Below are 16,068 nucleotides of genomic sequence, written 5' to 3'. Positions count from 1 at the left end.
CGCGAGCCGCATTCGACCAACCGATACTAAAAGGAGGAAACATGTCCCTGATCATCGCGGGCCGGTTCCAGACTTTTCCTGCCGCCGAAACGGCTGCCCAGCGGCTCTTCGCAAACGGCTTCGTGGAAGAGGACGTCACGCTGTTCTTCGTGAATCCGAGCGGGCAGCACGCGCGCTTTCCGATCGGCGGCGACGTTCATACCGACAAGGGCGCGGGCGCCGCGCCCAAAGGCGCCGGCAAGGGCGTGACCATCGGCGCGGTGATCGGCGCGGTCATCGGCGCGGCGATCTTCGCAGTGTTCAAGGCGCCGCTGATCGTGTCGGTCGTGGCTGCCGGCGTCGGCGCCTATATCGGCTCGCTCGCGGGCGCGATGTCGCACACGAAGAAGAAGCCGGGCGCGCCCGCGCAGCCCGAGGAAGAACCCACGCGTCACTCCGGCGTGCTGGTGGCCGTGCACGTGTCGCCCGAGACGTATGACCGCGCGGCGAACATTCTGCGCGAAGCGGGCGGGCTCGATATCGAACGCGCGTCGGGCCGCTGGAAGGAAGGCCGCTGGAGCGACTTCGATCCGCTCAAGCCGCCGCAACCGGTTTGATCGTTACCGTCCGAAGATCACACGCACAAAAGCCAAAGCGCCCGGTTCTCGCCGGGCGCTTCTTCGTACTATTTGGTTCTACGCAGCAATTAAACCCACAGCCGCTCGGTTGGCGTCTGCTCCACACGCGCGCGCGCCCGGCAATCCGCGGGGCGCGGGTGCCCTCGCGTCGAGCCGTGCGGGGACGGCTCGCATAGCTGCGAATAAGCCGCGCGCATCGCCGCGGCTGCCGCAGAATCAGCGGACCGGTCGATCGCTTCTGCACGGACGTGCAGCGCAATCGCCGACGCGACGATCGCAACGAATACGAAAAGCTCGCGATTCGCGAGCACGCGGGACCCTTTCATCGTTTCTCCTGTTGCCTTGTCGCTGCGCATCTACGTGGGACGCGTCGTGATATTTGCGGCAGAGGCCGAGCAATGCGTGTGCCTCGCGTTTGTTCCCGTCCGGGCACGCGACATGCAATAGCTATCCGGCAAGCGCGCGCCTCGGCACCGAGGCTGCGTAGAACGCAACTTCGTCACTAAAAGGAGGTGTATATGAGCACGAACGTCGTATCGGTACTGAATGACCTCATCGAGACGTCGAAGGACGGCGAAAAGGGGTTCCTGAAGGCCGCTGAAGACACGCGTGACCCGAGCCTCAAGCTGTTGTTCCAGAACCGCGCGGAAGCCTGCGCGCAAGGCGCCATCGAACTGCAAGGTCTCGTGCAGCGTCTGGGCGGCAAGCCCGAAACGGGCGGATCGATCTCCGGCGCGCTGCATCGCGGCTGGGTGGATGTGAAGTCGGCCGTGACGACCCAGAGCGATCACGCCGTTCTAGCCGAATGCGAGCGGGGTGAAGACGCCGCGAAGAAGAACTACCGCCAGGCGCTCGACAAGGACCTGCCGGCCGATATCCGCGCCGTGGTCGAACGACAGTATCAGGGCGTCGTCGAGAACCACGACCGCATCCGCGATCTGCGCGATCAGTACGCAGCCGCGAAGTCCTAAGCACGAACCGCTGTCATGGACCATCGCCGCTTTCATGTGGCGATGAGAAAGCAAAACGGCCACTCGCGTGGCCGTTTTGTCGAGCGCGCGCCGCAGGCTTAGTGCGGCTGGCCCTTGTCGTTCGTGCCGAGCGACGAAGCGGCAGCGGCCGCCGACGCGCCCTTCAGCTTGTGGCTCTTGTTCTGCTGGTGCAGATACGTGCCCTTCTTCTTCGCATGCGCGCCGGAAGCTGCGTCCGTCGTCGCGGCGCTGTCCGATGCCTGCGCGAACGCCGTCGTCGTGAATGCGAGCGCCAGCGCGCCGATCAATGCCATCTTTTTCGTCTTCATCAAGAGCTCCTTTTGCCGGGGCCTTCCAGCGCCGCAGTACGGCGCTTCTTGCCGCCTCTAGTGACGCCTGAACGGGCCGTCTGTTTTTAGGGTGTCAACGATGCTGCGAGGTGATGCATCTTCTGCTTCGAGCCGCGAGCGGTATGACCGCCTGATGCGCGAACCCGCGCCCGGAGCCCGATGTGCAGCCTGCTTCGGCCACATAACGGACCCCTGCGCGGGTTCGTTTGCTCGCGCCCTGACCCGCCGAGGCAGGCCGGGCATACGAACTATGCCATCACTTTCGTGTTAGTCGGCAGCAATTTTAAGATGGTTCTTCACGGATGCAACACCCGAGACTTCCTTGACAACCTGCTCGGCATTCGTCTTGTCCTCTGCCGACGGCACGGTGCCAGTCAGCGAAACGACGCCGCCGCGCGTCTTCACGTGGATGTGCGTGGACTTCACGTTCTTCGCGCTGAGCAGTTCGGCCTTGACCTTGGTCGTGACCGCGCCGTCATCCACCTTCTTGCCGACCTGATCCATTTTCTGGCCGACGGACGATTCCGAGCCCGAGGAGGACGACGTCGAGTTGGTCTGGGCGCCTGCGTTGAGCGCGAACACGACGCACGCGATACCGCCGGCTGCTTTGAGGAATTGAGTCGTCTTCATAGTATTACTCCTTGTTTTCAGTTCTGGTCTTGCGCCCCGGTCTTACCCGCTCTGTCGCGGGACATGGATGGAGCGCCCCGTTTGTGCTGCTGGTCTGGTGCGTGTTGCATGCTGCGTCATCTCGGCCGGCGTCGCCGCGCCGACCGCAAAGGTCTGATGCAACTCGCGTGCCGGGTCGTAGCGAAACGGGTCTTCGTTCGGGGGCGCACAAGCCGGGAACGCTGCCGTCTGCGGGCCGGCAACGGTTCACATGCCTTCGCTCGCTATGCCGCCGACGCCGCGCAAAACCCCGCGCGCCAAGCCTCGACCGGCGCGGTGCTTTTGTCTGAGCCCGTGTAAAAAGTGCGTGAAAGTGGCCTTCCGCACGCATCAATGCGACGCTCGCCTGGAGAAAAAACTCAAGCTGAGCATGGCTTTAGCAATCGATGGCATAGGTGTTGCTCTAGGTGGTCGGCACACACATCGACCCCGTCAAGAACATCGAGGATTAGCAAGCAATGCCGCCTTCACTCGAACTCCGCACCAAGCAAAGCCTTGCGCTCACCCCGCGCCTTCAGCAGTCCGTACGCCTGCTGCAGCTTTCGTCGCTCGAATTTCAGCAAGAGCTGCGTAATGCGCTGGATACCAACCCCTTCCTCGAATACGACGAGTCGCAAACCGAGGACAACGCTCTCGGCGCGGATAACGGCAACTCGATGAGCGACACCGCGCTCTCGCCCGCCGCCGACAGCCCCGCCGAGGCGCCGCTCGCCTCGGAAAGCAGCATGGACGGCGATTCGGGCGCGGACAGCGGTTCGCGCGACGACGCCATCAGCGAATTCTCGTCCGACCCGTTCGGACGCAACGCATCGCGCAACAACGGCGATGGCGAAGGCTCCGATCCGGCCGACTGGGTCCGCATCGAACCGTCGCTGCACGAAACGCTGCACGACGCGCTGCGTCTTTATCAGCTCAACGAACGCGATCGCGCAGTGGCGCAGCTCATCATCGAGGCGCTCGACGACGACGGCTATCTGCGTCAGGAATTGAGCGAACTGGCCGATGTCGTCGACATCGAGCCCGCGATCAACGAGGACGAACTCAATATCGCGCTCAAACTCGTGCAGTCGCTCGACAAGCCGGGCGTCGGCGCGCGCAACCTGTCCGAATGCCTGACGCTGCAACTCGACGCGATGCCCGAAGACACGCCGGGCCGCGATGTGGCGCGCGAAATCGTCGCGCATCATCTGGAGCGGCTCGCGCGCCGCGAGCAGGCCGAGTTGCAGAAGAAGATCGGCTGCAGCGCCGAGGAACTGCGCATCGCGTGCGCGCTCGTGCGCCGTCTCGACCCGAAACCGGGCGAGAACTACGGCCAGAGCGAAGACAATTACGTGGTGCCGGACGTGATCGTGCGCCAGGTCAAGAAACAATGGGTCGTCACGATCAACCCGGCGGTGCTGCCGCGCGCGCGCATCCACCGCATGTACGCGGAACTCTTCGCGCAGTCGGCGGGCGCGAGCCGTTCGCCGCTCGCGCAGCAGTTGCAGGAAGCGCGCTGGCTGATCCGCAACGCGCAGCAGCGCTTCACGACGATTCAGCGCGTGGCCGAATGCATCGTCTCGCATCAGAAGGCGTTCTTCGACTACGGCGAGATTGCGCTGAAGCCGCTCGTCCTGCGCGATGTCGCCGATGAGCTCGGCCTGCACGAATCGACCATCTCGCGCGCGACGGGCAACAAGTACATGTCGACGCCGCGCGGCATCTTCGAGTTCAAGCACTTCTTCCCGCGCGAACTCAGCACGGAAAGCGGCGGCACGTGCTCGGCCGCTGCGGTGCGCGCGCTACTGAAGGAAATGATCGCGAAGGAAAACACGCGCGATCCGCTCTCGGATGTGAGTCTCGCGAAGATGCTCGCCGATCAGGGCGTGATTGTCGCACGCCGGACGGTCGCGAAGTATCGGCATCTGATGAAGGTGCCGCCTGCGGAACTTCGCAGGCAGGCTTGAGGCGGAACGCCACAAGCAGTTTCCGCGCTCCCTGCACTCAGCGAAGACCCGGTCAAGCGAATCGCAGAGCAGCACAGCAGGAAGCGCCATGTCGGGCCGCCCACACCGGGCGGCCTTTTTTTCGTCAGCGCCAGCCGGACTCGCGATGCGTGCGCTTGCGCGCCGCCGTCGCGGAAAGCTCGGCGCCCAGCAGAAAGACCGCCGCCGAGTAGTAGAGCCACAAGAGGATGACGGCGAGCGATCCCGCCGCGCCGAACATGTTCGCCGTCCCCGCGTGTTGCACGTAGAGCGCGAAGAGCCGCTTGCCGCCTTCGAACAGAAGCGCGGCGGCGGCCGCGCCGAGGGCGGCGTCGCGCCAGCGCATGCGCGTCGTCGGCAGAAACTTGAGCAGAACGGAGAACGCGAGCATCAGCATCGCCAGCGAAATGGCGTGGCGCGTGAGGCTCGATAGCACGACGAACGGATTGCCGTCGCCGAGCGCCCAATGGCCGAGCACTTCGACGGCCGCATCGAGCAGCAGCAGCGCGACGACGAGCAGCCCCGCGCCGACCACGAGCGCGAACGACATCAGCCGCACGCGCAACAGGCCGACGATGCTCTCGCGCGTGCTGACGAGAGGCGTCGGCCAGATCACGTTCAACGCGCTGTGCAGCGACGAGAACGTGGCCGACGCGCCGATCAGCACGCCCGCAACGGACAGCACGGCCGTGCTGCGCGCCATGTCCGCGTGCCACGCATTGGCGACGATGGCCTCCAGCGTATGCGCGGCGTCCGCGCCGACGATGCCGCTGATTTCATCGAACAGACGCCCTTGCACGGCGTCCGCGCCGAAGAAGATGCTCGCCACCGCGATCACGATGACGAGCGTCGGCGCGAGCGAGAACGCGGCGAAGAACGAGATGGCCGCCGAGAACATCAGGCAGTGGTCCTGTATCCACTGCGTGACGGGATCGGCGACCCACGAAAGCCAGCCGAAGCGCGTGGTGCGGCCTTCGGCGAGCGGAGTCATCGGCTTGGAAACGTCGCGGTTCATCGGCAAGGGCGGCGCGGGCGTGCGCTTTCGTGGTTCGACCGCCGATGTTAGCGTTCCCGGGCGACGCGCGTAAAAAAGGCGCGCACGGAATGATCCGCGCGCGCCCCACTTTTGCGGCTGGCCGGCCCGAACCGTCAGACGTCTTCCTCGTCCGCGTCCGGATCGACGGCTTCGTCGTCGGCCAGATCGCTGATCTCGGTTTCATCCTCGACGCCGTCGGGCAGGATGTCCGCGTTCGCGAAGAGATTGTTGTCGCCGTCGGCGGATGCGTCTTCGCCGGTGCCGGAGCGGTCGCTGTCGCTGTCGAGCTGGGCATCCGACAGGCCGAGGGCGTGGGCGTCGAGTTCGTCTTCGATATCGCCCGGACGACGCATTTCGCCCTGCACGTCAGAGCCGGAGTCCGAAGAATCGCTCGGGCCGAGCGCGCCCGTGCCGTGCCCCTTGCCCCATTCCGTGCCGCCCTCTTCCGGCGGATTCAGTGTGCTTCCAGTCATCATCGATCTCCTTCGAGTGTGTCGCAGAGGAGATCGCAAGGAGCGTTCCGCGTTTGGCGTCGCTCAAGTGAAAAGCCCCGCGCTTCTTTCGAGGCGCGGGGCTTCGTGGTAAAGCGGCGGCCGAACGATCAGGCCCGCGCCGCCCGCTTCGCCTCGGATGCGCCCTGCTTCACCGTCTTGACCGTCTTCGCCGTGACGGACGTCGCCGTCGCGACGCTGCGCAGATCCGACAGGAAGGAATCGCGCCAGACGGAAAGGTTGTTCTTGCGCAAAGGCGCCATCATGTCGGCGTGGCGCGCCTGACGTTCCGCAAGCGGCATCGAGAGCGCGCGCTCCAGCGCTTCGGACATCTGCGAGAGATCGAACGGATTGACGACGAGCGCGCCCGGCAGTTGATCCGCCGCGCCCGCGAACTGCGAGAGCACCAGCGCGCCCGGATCTTCCGGGTCCTGCGATGCGACGTACTCCTTCGCGACCAGATTCATGCCGTCGCGCAACGGCGTCACGTAGCCGACCTGAGACAGCCGGAACAGCGCCATCAGCAGATTGCGTTCGTATTTGCGATTGAGATACTGAATCGGCGTCCAGTCGAGCTGCGCGAAGCGCCCGTTGATGCGCCCCGCCTCGCCTTCCAGATTCTGGCGGATGCGTTGATACGTTTGCACGTCGGCGCGAGTCGGCGGCGCGATCTGCACGAGCGACACGCGGCCATGCCAGCCGGGCGCGTTCAGGAGAAGCCGCTCGAATGCCTGAAAACGCTCGACGAGACCCTTCGAATAATCCAGCCGGTCCACGCTCATGATCAGCTTGCGGCCGCGCATGGAGTCGCGCAGGCTCTTGACCTGCTTGCGCGTGGAGTATTGCTCGGCGGCTTTCGCGATCGCGTCGGGATAGATGCCGATCGGATACGCGCCCACTTTCAGCATGCGCCCGAACGCCTGCAACATGCCGTCGTCGCTGAAATGGCCGCGGCCGCTGCGCTCGATGTAATCGATGAACGACTGCTTGTCGCTCTCCGTCTGAAAGCCGACGACGTCGAACTGGCATAGCGCCGTCATCAGTTCCTCGTGCGGCGGCACCGTGCGCATGACTTCGGGCACGGGAAACGGAATGTGCAGGAAGAAGCCGATGGGATTCGTCACGCCGATCTTGCGCAACTCCTGCGCGAACGGCAACAGATGATAGTCGTGGACCCAGATGATGTCGTCCGGCTGCAGCAGCGTCTTCAGCTTCGCGGCGAGCGTCGCGTTCACGCGCATGTAGCCCGCGTACTCCTCGCGGTCGAAGCGCGAGAGATCGTTGCGATAGTGGAAGGTCGGCCAGAGCGTCGCATTGGAGAAGCCGCGGTAGTACTGGTCGTAGTCGCGCCGCGTGAGCCCGACGGTGGCATAGGTCACATTGCCGTTCTTCTCGACAACGGGCGCAGCCGCTTCGCCGACGATCTCGCCGCTCCAGCCGAACCACACGCCGCCCGTCTCCTTGAGCGCGTCCAGCACGCCGATCGCGAGCCCGCCCGCGCTGGGCTTGCCTTCCTGGACCGGCGCGACGCGATTCGATACCACGATCAATCTGCTCATTACGGCGTCACTCCATCAGTTATCGTTGCTGCTCAATTGGCGACGGGAAACATGCAAGTCCTATGCCTTTTTGCTCCGCTATCGAGTGGGAAATTCGTATCCAGATGTTACTGGCGAACGAAAACACGCGGCGAAGGGCTGCCGCGTAGAACTTTATGCTTGTGATGGTTGGCCCGAGCGGAGGACGCTCACGCGTCCTGCTCGGAGCCGAGGTCGCGCTGATAGTCGATGCCTTCGGAACGCACGCCGCCCTGGTTGTGTTCGCCATCCGGCGGAACGCCAGGCGCAGGGCGGTTCTGGCCCGCCGGGTCATGGTGCGCGGGCGGCGTGACCGACGCGGGCGCGGCGCCGTTTTTCGCGGCTTCGGCGCGCGCTTCGCGTTTGGACGAATGACGCGCGGAGCGTCGCAGTGCGGGATGCCTCATTGATGCCTCCAGAAAGAAGGCCGTCGCGAATGGACCTCGGCGGCGTCGGACCGATGCGCTGCCGGGGCGTACCGGCGGCGCGGTTTGAGTAAGAATGACCGACAACCTTTCATGCCGCCGGTCATTCGTACTTCGTCTGTTGTAATCCCTACGTGCGGGATGGAAGATTGTTCAAGGTTTGCACGACTTCGGTGAATCGGCGAATCGAGGTTCAGCCGAAATGCGGCGTTTCGTTCGGCCCGGGCGGCGGATCGCCGATCGGCTGCGTCGGCGGCTCAGGCGGGTCGCGCGTCGGGTCCGGATTGGTGTCGGGCGGAATCGGCGTCGGCGGCGGCTGATCGGGCGGCGTCACCGGCGGGTCCGGCGGCTGCGGCGTCTGCGCGCTGAACGGCACGCGGTCGGAGGCGAAATCGGACATTGCGGGCTCCTTGCGGTCTTGTGATCGTGGTTGCATCCTCGTCCGGAGGTTGGCTGCGGCCCCTTCGTACGCGGACGTCGCATGGATCGGCAGCAAGGGTTATGCCCCTGATTTCACCTCGGCCGACGCGTCCATTCATGTCATTATCGTTGCTGAAAGCGCGCCTGCCAACAAAAACGCCCGCGCTTTTTGCAAGCAACGGGCGTGGTTTTGATGTGAAGATAGCCGACGTTCAGCGATTTTCGCTTTCCGATTCGCTCACGTCTCCGCCTTCGCCGACGGCCGCCTTGTTCGCATCTTCACCGTACTCCACGAGCCGGTTGTAGAGCGTTTTCAGGCTGATGCCGAGGATTTCCGCTGCCCGCGTCTTCACGCCGCCGCATTGTTCGAGCGTCGCGAGAATGAGCTGGCGGTCGGCCTGCGCGAGCGACGTCCCGAACGGAATCGTCACCGCCGTGCCCGACGAAGGCCGCGACAGCGAGATTTGCAGCGGGACGGTCGCGGTGCTGTCCGAATCGGACCCGGACATGATGTACGCGCGCTGCACGTAGTTCTTGAGTTCGCGCACGTTGCCCGGCCAGTTGTACGACGCGAGCATCTCGCGCACCGCTGGCGGGAAATCCTTCTTCGTGTTGTAGCGGGCGTTCAGTTCGTCGAGGAACGCCTGACCGAGCAGTTCCACGTCCTTGCCGCGTTCGCGCAGCGGCGGCAGGTTGATCGGGAACACGTTGAGCCGGTGATACAGGTCGAGCCGCAGCTTGCCTTCGAGCACGGCCTGCTCCGGGTCGCGGTTCGTCGCGGCGATCAGGCGCACGTCCGTCTCGATTTCCTTCGTCGTGCCGACGCGCATGAACATGCCCGTCTCCAGCACGCGAAGCAGCTTCACCTGCAATTCGATCGGCATTTCGGTGATTTCGTCGAGGAACAGCGTGCCGCCGTTCGCGCGTTCGAAATAACCCTTGTGCTGGCGATCCGCGCCCGTGAACGACCCGCGTTCGTGGCCGAACATTTCGGACTCGATCAGGTTCGGCGAGATCGCACCGCAGTTCACCGCGATGAACGAATGCTTGCGCCGCAAGCTGAGCTCGTGCAGCGTCTGCGCGGCGACTTCCTTGCCCGTGCCCGATTCGCCGATCAGCAGAACCGAAGCCGCCGTCGGCGCGACGCGGCCGATCTGGTCGTAGACCGTCTGCATGGCGGGCGAATTGCCGAGCATGAGCCCGAAACGGCCCATGCGGCGCAACTCGCCGCGCAGCGTGCCGATTTCCGCCTTCAAGTCGCCGGCGCGCGGCAGGCGCGACAAAATTGCCTTCACGCGCTGCATGTTGATGGGCTTGACGAGGTAATCGGCGGCGCCCATTTTGAGCGCGCTGACGGCCGATTCCACCGTCGCATGCCCGGTGATGACGATGAATTCCACGCCGGAGCGCGGATCGAGATCTTCGAACAGGTCGACGCCCGTTCCGTCGGGCAGTTTCAGATCGGTGAAAACGACGTCCGGCGTCTGCCGCACGAGCTGAATGCGCGCTTCGCGCAGATCGCTGGCGGTGGCCGTGGTCAGTCCGTCTTCGCCGATGATCGCGGCTAGCGCCTCGCGGGTACTGGGATCGTCATCGACAATCAATACGTGTGGCATTGCGTCTCGAATTCTTCCAAAGCGTTTCAGGGTCACACGCCGCGCGGCGGCGTGGTCTTCTCCGGGCGACTGGGGCCGTCCGGGCCGGTGCGTCTAGCGGGTCGGGTGCCCGTGGGGCAAAAACCCGACCGCGAAGCGCAGAAAACAAATTAATTTCCGAAAGTTCCGCACGCTTGGGTCTCTGAGCCGTAAGTTTTTCCAATTCGCGACTTATGGCAGAGGTTCAATGATTATAAGGGTTTATCAAGATAAAAACGCACGCCACGAGGGCGTGCGTTTTATTGCGTGAAGATCGCGAAGGGCTCGGCGCAATCGGCCGATGCGCCCGAGCGCGCAGTGTCGACGCGAATTGAGCGATCAGCTTCTCGGGAAATGCCAGGCGTCGGGCGTCCCGCCGACGACGTACTTTCCGCCGCGCGAGCGTCCTCCTTGCCAGCGGTTCTTGCCGCTTACGGCACGCCGCCCGTTCGCGTCCTGCGACTGCACCCATTTCCAGGCGAGCACGCTGCCGACCGCGAAAAGCGCGCCGAACACTCCAATCGATGACCGTGCCATTGTTGTTCTCTCCCGTGTCGTGAATTCGATGCCGCGCCGTTAGCGCGAAATGATTGCGGCGAGCAGGAATCCCGCAGCAGCCGCCATGCCGAGCGATTGCCACGGATTCTCGCGCACGTACCGCTCGGTGCATTCGATGCTCGCGCGGTAACGGCTCTGCGCGTTCGCCTGCGCGTCTTCGAGCGCGGCGCGGGCCGTGTCCGCGTGATCGCGCAGACGCGAGCGCAGCGCCTCGACGCCCTCGCCCGGCAGCGCCGACGACAGCCGCAACAACTCTTCCGAGTCGTTCAGCAGCACCTTGATGTCTTCGATGATCTTCTGCTTGCCCAACGCAAGCTGGACAGTCGTGTGACTCATGAATCAGTCCTCGCCAAGTGGGTCTTCCGCACGATTGCGGACCTCAATAAAGCTACAGCGGCCAGGCGACTACTGCGCCTTCGGCACCGTCACGGCCAGCGGCCGATGCGCGCCGCTCGCCGCCATGCGCGCGCGCAGCCGCCGGATGACGCCGCTCGCCGTCAGCGCGCCGCCTGCCACGCCGAACACGAGGCTCGTCACGTTGGCGGCGCGAGCCAGCGCGGGCGTGCCGGCCGCGTAGCCGAGCACCGCGCACATCAGCGCCGTCACCAGCGCGACGGCCGCCCAGTGATAGATGTCGATCGGTTCGCCCGCCGCGAGTTCCTGCCGATCGCCCGATGCCCGCGCACCCCCGCCGCGAGCCGGCCGCGCTTGCGCCGCCTGTTCGCGGCGCTCGTCGGCGGCAACATCGAAATCGAAAATGTCTTCCATGATGTGCTCGACCTCTCCCGTTGCCCGTTTCTTCAGCTTCCCGTCTCGGGCATTCGAATAAGGATGATTACGACGAAGCAGCTTCCGTGCCATTCACGCGAAGGGCGGCGCGCGCGTGGGCGTCTGCGCAAAAGTCGAAATAGAGGCGCGTCTGTCGGGTAACTCTTACGCCGTGGACTTGTAAATTCGCGGCGCGCACGGAGAACCTTTCCGGATCACTCGCGCTTCGCAAAACGCATTCAGACAAATTGCCATCCGACTGACGGCACGCATTGCCGCAATATCGTCGCGAATGGTTAAATAGCGTTTATGAGATAGAGTCGCAGCGGCGAATCATTGGCTTGCGCCGCGACTCCGGACTGACGCTTTCGAGGGAAACCGGCTCATCGCCATCGAGCGCACGACAGCGCAGCGCGTCAGCATCACCGCGCCGCTGCCGACGCTCGACGCCACGGACCCGCCCGGCCGTGCCGGACATTCAGCCGAATCGAGCGACCGCGCGTGCCCACCGGGCGGCGCGTCAGCCGTCGGCGCCGCGCGCCGCCCGCCCATCACATTCGCAGAACTCAGGAACTATCAGGACCTATGGCGTCAACCGATCTTGACCCGCCGCTTGTCGCAGGCGAAACACCGGCGCAGAAAAAGCGCTCTGCGGGGGACGTGCCGGGTTTGAAGTCTTACGGACTACTGTACGGCTCGTCGCCCGTCATGCTGGAGCTGTATGCGCAGATCGAGCGCGTCGCCGCCACCGACGCGACCGCGCTCATCATCGGCGAGTCGGGCACCGGCAAGGAGCTCGTCGCGCGGACGATTCACGACCACAGCGCGCGCAAGGACGCGCCGTTCATCGCCGTCAACTGCGGCGCGATTCCGGACAACCTGATCGAAGCCGAACTCTTCGGCCACGAGAAAGGCAGTTTCACGGGCGCGGTGCAGGGCCGCATCGGCTATTTCGAGCATGCGAACGGCGGCACGCTGTTTCTCGACGAAGTGACGGAAATGTCCCCGGTGCGTCAGGTGAAGCTGCTGCGCGCGCTGGAAACCGGCACCTTCTTTCGCGTGGGCGGCAATGATCTGATCAGTTCGGACGTGCGCGTGATCGCCGCGACGAACCGCGATCCCGTCGCCGCGGTCAAGGAAAACGGGCTGCGCGAAGACCTGATGTACCGTCTCGCCGTGTTCCCGCTGCGCGCGCCGCCCCTGCGCGAGCGCGACGCCGACCGCGAACTGCTCGCCCAGCATTTCCTGTCCGAAATGAACGCGCAGGAAGGCACGAACAAGGTTTTCAGTAAGCGCGCGCTCGACGTGCTGCGCACCTATTCGTGGCCCGGCAACGTGCGCGAGTTGAAGAACACGGTCTATCGCGCGTTCATTCTCGCGGAGAAGACGGTCGAAATCGCGCATCCGCACCTGGCGTCGCGGGTGAAGAAGCCCGTCACGCAAGGCGACGCGATGAACGTCTGGGTCGGCACGCCGCTCGCCGACGCGCAGAAGCAGATCATCCTCGGCACGCTCAAGCATTGCGGCGGCGACAAGCGGCGCGCGGCCAAGGCGCTCGGCGTCAGTTTGAAAACGCTGTACAACCGCCTCGGCGCCTACGAAAACGAAGACACCGACGCGAGCGACACCCCTTCCACCAGCGAAAGCTGATCCTCGTCTTACCGCCGCAGGAGGCCGTCGCAGCCTCTTGCGGCGTTCTTCTCGCGCGGCCCGCGTTACGGATTCCGCAACGCGTTCGCGCCGCTTGCAATTTCTTGCAATTTTCCCGGAGCGGTAATTAGAGGCATGCTTCAAAATGCGCGAAGCCCGCGACAGGACTCGGACTGAGTGACTGCTCGAAGGAACGTCGGCTGCGGCCTCCCGGAAGGCCGCAGCGAGAAAAAACGGCAGACGAAGGAAAAGCAATATGCAGATTGGTGTCCCCCGGCGCGGCAAGCGCGCCGCCGCGCTCGCCGCGATCACGAGCGGCGTCATTGCGTGCCTGACTCTCAGCGGATGCAATTCCCTCTATAGCGAAGGCGCGACAGCGGGCGCGGGTATCGCGGGCGCGGCCGTGGCGGCCAAGGTGACGGACAACGCGGCCGTGGCGACCGGCATCGGCTTAGGCGCGGTGGCAGCGGCGCGGGCGGGCGTGCAGTACACGCAGCGCATCGTGCATACGGATACGCAGGACAAGATCGCGGCTGTTGCCGGCCCGCTCGCGGTGGGCGCCGTGGCCCCGTGGGTCGTGACGCATTCGATCCCGCTCGAAGACGACGAAAAAGGCCGCGTGACGGTCAGCCGTACGATCAGCAGCGGCGCGCTCGACTGCAAGGAAATCGTGTTCTCCGTCGATCGCGACGCCACCAAGGACCGCCCCGCCGACAGCGCGTTCTACGTCGCGTCCGTCTGCCGTGACGGAGCCAAGTGGAAATGGGCGTCGGCAGAACCCGCCACGCCGCGCTGGGGCTCGCTGCAATGACGGTGCGGCTCGCAGTTCATCCCGCGCTGCGCTTTTCGCTTGCCGTGGCGGTCGCCGCCGCGTGCGTGACGATGAGCGGATGCGCGTCCATCGGCGCGGCCACGGGCGCGGTTGCAGGCATCGCGACCGGCGCCGTGACGACGAATCCGGCGATCGGCATCGGCGTCGGCATCGCGGTGCAGGCCGCCACCGACGAAGCCGTGAAGCGCGTGTCGAAGTCGCTGCATACGGATCAGCAAGTGGCCATCGCGGCTGCGGCGGGCGTGTCGGCCGTCGGCGAAACGCGCCCGTGGAAGGTCAAGCACACGCTGCCGATCGAAAACGGCCACGGCGATGTGCGCGTGCTGCGCGAGTTCGACAACGCGCTCGCAAGCTGCAAGGAGTTCGCGTTCTCCGTCGCGGACGGCGACGATGCGAACGCGCACGCCGAATGGTTCGTCGCGAGCGCGTGCAAGCAGACCGAAGGCTGGAAGTGGGCGTCGGCGGAGCCGGCGGTCGAGCGTTGGGGCAATCTGCAGTAGGCGTAATCAGACGCGGCGCACGCAAAAAAGCGCGGTTTCCGTTTCCGGGAACCGCGCTTTTGTTTTGAGCCGAGCAAGCGCGTTCAGGCTTCGACCTCCTCCCGACTCGCCCCTCGCCGTGGATGACGACGATGCGAACGCGCACGCTACAAAAAAAGCGCGGTTTTCGTCTCCGAAAACCGCGCTTTCATTCGGGCTACCAACCGCGCAATCAGGCTTCGACATCCTCCAGACTCAGCATTTCCGTCTGGTCGTTATACGAAAAGATCTCGCCGTAACGTCCCCAGTCGATGACCGCATCCAGCGTCTCCTGCGCAGCTTTATCGGAGAGGAAGTCTTCGAGTTCCTGCTCGAAGCGCACGCGCGGCGCGCGATGCCCCGGCCGCTCGTTGAGCACCTTCTTGATTCGCGCGGCGAGCGGCACATGCCGCAGCAAATGCTCGGCGAACATCATCTTGCGTTCCTGCGTGCCGAATTCCGCAAACACGCGGGCCTGCGGCGTCAGGTAGATATCGCCTTCGCGCACGTCCGCGAAACCGAGATGTTGCAGCACTTCGGCAATCGGAAAGAGGTCGTCCACTTCCAGATGCAGCGTCCGCGCGATTTCCGGCATGTCGGCGCGGCCGTGGTACGGCTCGGCGGCAAGGGTTTCGATAAGACCCGCCATCAGGTTCGTCGACACGGACGGCAGCCAGCTTCCGAGCTCCAGCCCCTTCTTCTTCGCGTCGTCGAGCTGGCGCGCGGTCATCTTCGCGTAGATGTCGTCCACCAGCCGCCGGAACGCCGGGTCCAGCCGGTTGCGCGGATGCTTGAACGGCACCTTGATCTCGGCCATCACGCGGCCGGGATTCGACGACAGCACGAGAATGCGGTCGCACATGAACACCGCTTCTTCGATGTTGTGCGTGACGATCAGCACGGACTTGATCGGCAGACGCCCCTGCGTCCACAGGTCGAGCAAGTCGGTGCGCAGGTTTTCGGCGGTCAGCACGTCGAGCGCGGAGAACGGCTCGTCCATCAGGAGCAGCGTCGGATCGACGACGAGCGCCCGCGCAAAGCCCACGCGCTGCCGCATGCCGCCCGACAGTTCGCGCGGATAGGCGTTTTCGAAGCCGTCGAGACCGATCAGGTCGATAGCGGCGAGCGCCCGCTCGCGGCGCTCCCGCGCGCCCACGCCCTGCGCTTCGAGACCGGCCTCCACGTTTTGCAGCACGGTCAGCCACGGAAAGAGCGCGAAAGTCTGGAACACCATCGCGACGCCCTTCGCCGGGCCGCGCAACGGCTCGTTCAGATAGGTCACTTCGCCGTCGGTCGGCTCGATCAGTCCGGCGATGATGCGCAGAAGCGTCGACTTGCCCGAGCCCGAGCGCCCGAGCAGACCGACGATCTCGCCTTCGCGCAGCGAAAGGTTCGCGTCGTCGAGCACCAGCAGTTCGCCCTGCGTCTTGTTGAAGCCGCGGCTCACGTTCTGCACGCGCAGAATCTCCGGGCCGAGGCGCGGCGGCTTTTGCGACGCCGCCTGCGCGCCAGCGGGCGTGCCGGGAGTGCGCACCGCCGCCTGCGGGGCGGGCGTTTGAGTATTTTTAAGGTTCTGCATCGGAACTCG

The 16,068-nt window shown here is 64.8% G+C and carries 19 protein-coding genes; 6 read left to right on the top strand and 13 right to left on the bottom strand.

All coding sequences use genetic code 11. The features are described from left to right. Window positions 1-41 precede the first annotated feature (41 nt). The gene (locus NCR35_RS05390; RefSeq protein WP_250533465.1) at window positions 42-596 is read left to right on the top strand and encodes a hypothetical protein; all 555 of its coding nucleotides are present in this window, start codon (window positions 42-44) and stop codon (window positions 594-596) included. An 89-nt stretch (window positions 597-685) separates the two neighbouring features. Here the strand turns inward: NCR35_RS05390 and NCR35_RS05385 are convergent, their stop codons facing one another. Further along, the gene (locus NCR35_RS05385; protein WP_250533464.1) at window positions 686-943 is read right to left on the bottom strand and encodes a hypothetical protein; all 258 of its coding nucleotides are present in this window, start codon (window positions 941-943) and stop codon (window positions 686-688) included. Between the two features lie 192 nt (window positions 944-1,135). Here NCR35_RS05385 and NCR35_RS05380 point away from each other — a divergent pair, with 192 nt between their 5' ends. After that, complete coding sequence (locus NCR35_RS05380; protein ID WP_244848234.1) at window positions 1,136-1,588, top strand: PA2169 family four-helix-bundle protein; 453 nt, start codon at window positions 1,136-1,138, stop codon at window positions 1,586-1,588. A gap of 98 nt (window positions 1,589-1,686) precedes the next feature. Here the strand turns inward: NCR35_RS05380 and NCR35_RS05375 are convergent, their stop codons facing one another. Continuing rightward, complete coding sequence (locus NCR35_RS05375) at window positions 1,687-1,917, bottom strand: hypothetical protein (RefSeq protein ID WP_244848233.1); 231 nt, start codon at window positions 1,915-1,917, stop codon at window positions 1,687-1,689. A 288-nt stretch (window positions 1,918-2,205) separates the two neighbouring features. Then, window positions 2,206-2,568, bottom strand: a complete 363-nt coding sequence (locus NCR35_RS05370) for a BON domain-containing protein (protein ID WP_175939833.1) — start codon at window positions 2,566-2,568, stop codon at window positions 2,206-2,208. A 497-nt stretch (window positions 2,569-3,065) separates the two neighbouring features. On the opposite strand from NCR35_RS05370, the gene NCR35_RS05365 reads away from it, so the two are divergent. Then, a complete protein-coding gene (locus NCR35_RS05365) occupies window positions 3,066-4,553 on the top strand; it encodes an RNA polymerase factor sigma-54 (protein WP_250533463.1) in 1,488 nt (495 codons plus the stop codon). 124 nt (window positions 4,554-4,677) lie between these two features. Here the strand turns inward: NCR35_RS05365 and NCR35_RS05360 are convergent, their stop codons facing one another. The 9 genes from NCR35_RS05360 to NCR35_RS05320 form a co-directional block, all read right to left on the bottom strand. Continuing rightward, window positions 4,678-5,586, bottom strand: coding sequence for a YihY/virulence factor BrkB family protein (locus NCR35_RS05360; RefSeq protein WP_250533461.1), 909 nt, complete (start codon window positions 5,584-5,586; stop codon window positions 4,678-4,680). Window positions 5,587-5,720: 134 nt separating this feature from the next. Then, on the bottom strand, window positions 5,721-6,083 hold the full coding sequence (locus NCR35_RS05355; protein ID WP_250533460.1) for a chemotaxis protein: 363 nt from the start codon (window positions 6,081-6,083) through the stop codon (window positions 5,721-5,723). 125 nt (window positions 6,084-6,208) lie between these two features. Then, window positions 6,209-7,657, bottom strand: coding sequence for an alpha,alpha-trehalose-phosphate synthase (UDP-forming) (gene otsA / locus NCR35_RS05350; RefSeq protein ID WP_175939829.1), 1,449 nt, complete (start codon window positions 7,655-7,657; stop codon window positions 6,209-6,211). Between the two features lie 188 nt (window positions 7,658-7,845). After that, window positions 7,846-8,082, bottom strand: coding sequence for a hypothetical protein (locus NCR35_RS05345; RefSeq protein WP_244848227.1), 237 nt, complete (start codon window positions 8,080-8,082; stop codon window positions 7,846-7,848). 211 nt (window positions 8,083-8,293) lie between these two features. Beyond that, complete coding sequence (locus NCR35_RS05340) at window positions 8,294-8,500, bottom strand: hypothetical protein (RefSeq protein ID WP_250533458.1); 207 nt, start codon at window positions 8,498-8,500, stop codon at window positions 8,294-8,296. A 232-nt stretch (window positions 8,501-8,732) separates the two neighbouring features. Then, window positions 8,733-10,136 (bottom strand): sigma-54-dependent transcriptional regulator, encoded by a 1,404-nt coding sequence (locus tag NCR35_RS05335; RefSeq protein WP_244848226.1) that lies wholly within the window; start codon window positions 10,134-10,136, stop codon window positions 8,733-8,735. Window positions 10,137-10,493: 357 nt separating this feature from the next. After that, a complete protein-coding gene (locus NCR35_RS05330; protein ID WP_250533457.1) occupies window positions 10,494-10,691 on the bottom strand; it encodes a hypothetical protein in 198 nt (65 codons plus the stop codon). Window positions 10,692-10,730: 39 nt separating this feature from the next. Further along, entirely contained in the window at window positions 10,731-11,048 is a 318-nt protein-coding gene (locus tag NCR35_RS05325) for an ElaB/YgaM/YqjD family protein (protein ID WP_248321678.1), read from the bottom strand. A 69-nt stretch (window positions 11,049-11,117) separates the two neighbouring features. After that, window positions 11,118-11,480 carry a hypothetical protein gene (locus tag NCR35_RS05320; protein WP_250533455.1) on the bottom strand — a complete coding sequence of 121 codons (363 nt, stop codon included), beginning with the start codon at window positions 11,478-11,480 and terminating at the stop codon, window positions 11,118-11,120. A gap of 585 nt (window positions 11,481-12,065) precedes the next feature. Between NCR35_RS05320 and NCR35_RS05315 the strand changes: the two genes are divergently transcribed. The 3 genes from NCR35_RS05315 to NCR35_RS05305 all read left to right on the top strand — a co-directional run bounded on the left by NCR35_RS05315 (window position 12,066) and on the right by NCR35_RS05305 (window position 14,462). After that, window positions 12,066-13,130 (top strand): sigma-54 interaction domain-containing protein, encoded by a 1,065-nt coding sequence (locus NCR35_RS05315; RefSeq protein ID WP_244848222.1) that lies wholly within the window; start codon window positions 12,066-12,068, stop codon window positions 13,128-13,130. 256 nt (window positions 13,131-13,386) lie between these two features. Next, on the top strand, window positions 13,387-13,941 hold the full coding sequence (locus NCR35_RS05310) for a hypothetical protein (RefSeq protein ID WP_244848221.1): 555 nt from the start codon (window positions 13,387-13,389) through the stop codon (window positions 13,939-13,941). Next, on the top strand, window positions 13,938-14,462 hold the full coding sequence (locus NCR35_RS05305; RefSeq protein ID WP_502801650.1) for a hypothetical protein: 525 nt from the start codon (window positions 13,938-13,940) through the stop codon (window positions 14,460-14,462). The genes NCR35_RS05310 and NCR35_RS05305 overlap by 4 nt, the downstream gene beginning before the upstream one ends. Window positions 14,463-14,673: 211 nt before the next feature. On the opposite strand, the gene NCR35_RS05300 is transcribed toward NCR35_RS05305, so the two are convergent. Next, window positions 14,674-16,059 carry an ABC transporter ATP-binding protein gene (locus NCR35_RS05300; protein WP_250533454.1) on the bottom strand — a complete coding sequence of 462 codons (1,386 nt, stop codon included), beginning with the start codon at window positions 16,057-16,059 and terminating at the stop codon, window positions 14,674-14,676. Window positions 16,060-16,068 lie beyond the last annotated feature (9 nt).

The sequence above is a fragment of the Caballeronia sp. AZ10_KS36 genome, assembly GCF_023631105.1.
Lineage (GTDB): Bacteria > Pseudomonadota > Gammaproteobacteria > Burkholderiales > Burkholderiaceae > Caballeronia.
The sequence above is the reverse complement of the archived record's forward strand: the minus strand, read 5'-3'. Positions and strand labels throughout refer to the sequence as shown.

Coding starts and splice junctions, on each gene's coding strand:
- NCR35_RS05390 (WP_250533465.1), top strand. CDS start 42: ATGTCCCTGATCATCGCGGGCCGGTTCCAGACTTTTCCTGCCGCCGAA.
- NCR35_RS05385 (WP_250533464.1), bottom strand. CDS start 943: ATGAAAGGGTCCCGCGTGCTCGCGAATCGCGAGCTTTTCGTATTCGTT.
- NCR35_RS05380 (WP_244848234.1), top strand. CDS start 1,136: ATGAGCACGAACGTCGTATCGGTACTGAATGACCTCATCGAGACGTCG.
- NCR35_RS05375 (WP_244848233.1), bottom strand. CDS start 1,917: ATGAAGACGAAAAAGATGGCATTGATCGGCGCGCTGGCGCTCGCATTC.
- NCR35_RS05370 (WP_175939833.1), bottom strand. CDS start 2,568: ATGAAGACGACTCAATTCCTCAAAGCAGCCGGCGGTATCGCGTGCGTC.
- NCR35_RS05365 (WP_250533463.1), top strand. CDS start 3,066: ATGCCGCCTTCACTCGAACTCCGCACCAAGCAAAGCCTTGCGCTCACC.
- NCR35_RS05360 (WP_250533461.1), bottom strand. CDS start 5,586: ATGAACCGCGACGTTTCCAAGCCGATGACTCCGCTCGCCGAAGGCCGC.
- NCR35_RS05355 (WP_250533460.1), bottom strand. CDS start 6,083: ATGATGACTGGAAGCACACTGAATCCGCCGGAAGAGGGCGGCACGGAA.
- otsA (WP_175939829.1), bottom strand. CDS start 7,657: ATGAGCAGATTGATCGTGGTATCGAATCGCGTCGCGCCGGTCCAGGAA.
- NCR35_RS05345 (WP_244848227.1), bottom strand. CDS start 8,082: ATGAGGCATCCCGCACTGCGACGCTCCGCGCGTCATTCGTCCAAACGC.
- NCR35_RS05340 (WP_250533458.1), bottom strand. CDS start 8,500: ATGTCCGATTTCGCCTCCGACCGCGTGCCGTTCAGCGCGCAGACGCCG.
- NCR35_RS05335 (WP_244848226.1), bottom strand. CDS start 10,136: ATGCCACACGTATTGATTGTCGATGACGATCCCAGTACCCGCGAGGCG.
- NCR35_RS05330 (WP_250533457.1), bottom strand. CDS start 10,691: ATGGCACGGTCATCGATTGGAGTGTTCGGCGCGCTTTTCGCGGTCGGC.
- NCR35_RS05325 (WP_248321678.1), bottom strand. CDS start 11,048: ATGAGTCACACGACTGTCCAGCTTGCGTTGGGCAAGCAGAAGATCATC.
- NCR35_RS05320 (WP_250533455.1), bottom strand. CDS start 11,480: ATGGAAGACATTTTCGATTTCGATGTTGCCGCCGACGAGCGCCGCGAA.
- NCR35_RS05315 (WP_244848222.1), top strand. CDS start 12,066: ATGGCGTCAACCGATCTTGACCCGCCGCTTGTCGCAGGCGAAACACCG.
- NCR35_RS05310 (WP_244848221.1), top strand. CDS start 13,387: ATGCAGATTGGTGTCCCCCGGCGCGGCAAGCGCGCCGCCGCGCTCGCC.
- NCR35_RS05305 (WP_502801650.1), top strand. CDS start 13,938: ATGACGGTGCGGCTCGCAGTTCATCCCGCGCTGCGCTTTTCGCTTGCC.
- NCR35_RS05300 (WP_250533454.1), bottom strand. CDS start 16,059: ATGCAGAACCTTAAAAATACTCAAACGCCCGCCCCGCAGGCGGCGGTG.